Here is a 2,112-nt window from a genome sequence, read left to right as displayed (position 1 = left end):
ACAGGGACGTCGTCCGGGGGCGGAGTCTCCTTGGGACGGCGCGGAGGCGGCGGCGCGGGGAGCGTCTTCTCCTCGGGCTGCGGGTTCTTGTTGGGGAAGATCATCTCGCAGACTTCGAGGTACAGCTGCTCGGGGTAGGGCAGGTAGTCCACGTTGGTGAGTGCCTGGTCCTGGCCGGCGGACTCCAGGATGAACTCCCCGTAGCCGAGCATCCGGCCCGCGATCGTCCGCTTGAAGCTCATGTCGGTGACCTTGGCCAGCGGCATCATCGCGACCTTGCGGGTGATGAGCCCGGTGGTCAGCAGCATCCGCTGGTTGGTGATGACGAAGTAGTCGACGGACCATTCCGCGACCCGCCACACGAACCACGCCAGCAGGATCAGCCAGCCCCACCAGATCCAGCTGATCACCGCGCCCGCGTCGCTCGCGACGGTGTTGCTCAGCACCCCCGCGATGATCAGGCCGCCGAGGACGAGGCCGACCGGGACCATCAGCACGGCCGGATGCCGCCGCACCGTGATCACCTGGTTCTCGTGCGGCAGCAGGTACTTGTTCACCGAGGCCGGCGCGGAGTCGCCGGGAGTGACGAGCCTCATGCGAGCGCGTTGACGAAGGTGGCCAGGGAACCGGCGGCGGAGGCGATGCCGCTCGCGGCCGACTCCACCGACTGCGCCGCGCCGTCCGGCTGGTTGATCACGTAGAACGCCACGAAGGCCACTGCGGCCCACGTCATGTACTTCTTGGCGGGCACGGCAGCCTCCCGGAGCGTTGACCCACGGACCCCGGGTTCAGTTTCGCACAGCCCGAACGACCGTCAAAGCAAGGGCTATGGCGCGTTGTCGAGCGACGAACGTCGCGCCTTGCGGCGCTTCTCGGCGGCGACCGTGGCGAGCACCTCCAGATGCCTGCGCGCGATCCGTTCGACGAGGTCGGGCGGTGCCGCCCCGGTGACCTCCTCGGCCCCGTGCCACGCGGCGGAGACGCACCGGTCCACCGTGTCGGCGGGGTGCACTCCCTCGAACTCCTCGGCGAGCCGCTCGCCGATCGCCGTGTAGCGCGGCGGGCCGCCGTCCCCTGGGTGAGCCATGACATGTCCTCGATCGAGCTTGCTCGCACCGCCCGGTCCGTAACGGTCCCCTGTGCCGGGACGGTGGAGGGGAACGCGCAAGGCGCTCCGTAGCGCTCTCGTACCCTCAGGCGGAGGGAACGAACATCGCAGGTCAGGTCGGCGGCGGCCGGGAGGCCCCGGTCAGACGACCCCGTAGAGGCGGTCTCCGGCGTCGCCGAGGCCCGGCATGATGAAGCCCTGCTCGTTGAGGTGGGAGTCGATCGCGGCCGTCACGACCCGGACCGGCGCCGAGGTGTCGGCGAACGACTGCTCCAGCAGCTTCAGCCCCTCGGGGGCGGCGAGCAGGCAGATGGCGGTGACGCCGTCGGCGCCGCGGTCGAACAGCAACTGGATCGCGGCGGCGAGCGTCCCGCCGGTCGCGAGCATCGGGTCGAGGACGTAGCACTGCCGGCCGGACAGGTCGTCCGGCAGCCGCGTCGCGTACGTCTGGGCCTGCAGCGTCCCCTCGTCGCGGATCATCCCGAGGAAGCCGACCTCGGCGGTGGGCAGCAGCCGCGTCATGCCGTCGAGCATCCCCAGCCCGGCGCGCAGGATCGGGACGACGAGCGGCTTCGGGCTCGCCAGCTGGACGCCGCGCGTCGGGACGAGGGGGGTCTCGACGGTGGCCTCGGTGACCCGCACGTCCCGGGTGGCCTCGTAGGCCAGCAGGGTGACCAGTTCGTCGGCCAGCCGGCGGAACGTGGGGGAATCGGTGCGGACGTCCCGCAGCGTGGTGAGCTTGTGCGCGACGAGGGGGTGGTCGACGGCGAGGGTCTGCATGCGCTCACCGTAGCCCACCGGCCGTGATCGGCCGGACGGCGCCGAAACAGGATAGGACGCCGCTGAGCTGGGCAGTATGGCGGTATGAACAGGCAGAGCGATCAGCAGCCGGAAGGTCCGGCGCGGGCCCGGGAGTCCGTGCCCGACCCACCTGGGCCCGCGGCGCCGCCGGGCGGGTCCGGGTCGCCTCCGGACGAAGCCGCGGCGCCGCGCCCCGGGCCCCC

At 71.4% G+C, this 2,112-nt stretch carries 3 protein-coding genes and 1 pseudogene; all 4 read right to left on the bottom strand.

Features of this window, described 5'->3' with window-relative positions; all coding sequences use genetic code 11:
• Positions 1–86: 86 nt before the first annotated feature.
• Positions 87–596 (bottom strand): annotated as a pseudogene (locus E1266_RS36975) (PH domain-containing protein); the annotation flags it as partial.
• Positions 593–751, bottom strand: coding sequence for a hypothetical protein (locus E1266_RS38610; protein ID WP_165966371.1), 159 nt, complete (start codon positions 749–751; stop codon positions 593–595). The pseudogene E1266_RS36975 and the gene E1266_RS38610, both read right to left, overlap by 4 nt.
• 75 nt (positions 752–826) lie before the next feature.
• The gene (locus tag E1266_RS36970; RefSeq protein WP_132055199.1) at positions 827–1,087 is read right to left on the bottom strand and encodes a hypothetical protein; all 261 of its coding nucleotides are present in this window, start codon (positions 1,085–1,087) and stop codon (positions 827–829) included.
• Positions 1,088–1,249: 162 nt separating this feature from the next.
• A complete protein-coding gene (gene upp / locus E1266_RS36965; RefSeq protein WP_132055197.1) occupies positions 1,250–1,888 on the bottom strand; it encodes a uracil phosphoribosyltransferase in 639 nt (212 codons plus the stop codon).
• Positions 1,889–2,112: the final 224 nt, after the last annotated feature.

It is taken from the genome of Actinomadura sp. 7K534 (assembly GCF_004348575.1).
GTDB lineage: Bacteria > Actinomycetota > Actinomycetes > Streptosporangiales > Streptosporangiaceae > Spirillospora > Spirillospora livida.
Note: the sequence above shows the minus strand (reverse complement) of the source record. Positions and strands in the feature narration are given on the sequence as shown.